A 355-nucleotide genomic window follows, 5' to 3' on the forward strand; every position below is an offset into this window, starting at 1 on the left:
GTAGTAAGAGCGCGTGATGCACCGTTGATGAAGGCGCAGCGCGTCGAGCCACGCACAATGTGTTCTGGCATTGGATCGCCAGTGTTCAGCATCTCGACAACCGCAACACGTGGCTCGTTCTTGAACTCGTCGCGAAGATGCACGGCATTCATCGTGGGGAGCGGGCCATCAGACAGTATCAAGATTTCGATCTCGGTGCTGCGCATCACGTTGTGTGCAACGAGTGCTGCACGCGTGTGCTGAATTATGTTTTGAAGCATGTGCTACTCCTTATTTAACAATCTTGTTTAGTACTCGGCGTCGTACATCTACGATCTTCTCGCGCATGCTTTGTTCAACGTCCAGACTCTCTACC

General features: G+C 52.1%; 1 protein-coding gene. It reads right to left on the minus strand.

All coding sequences use genetic code 11. The features are described 5' to 3' along the window. On the minus strand, window positions 1-260 hold a 260-nt coding region (locus AC1RO3_RS08880; protein WP_481764062.1), incomplete at its 3' end, for a hypothetical protein. Between the last annotated feature and the right edge of the window lie 95 nt (window positions 261-355).

The organism is Dellaglioa sp. CoH-57-MRSF-19, assembly GCF_056781975.1.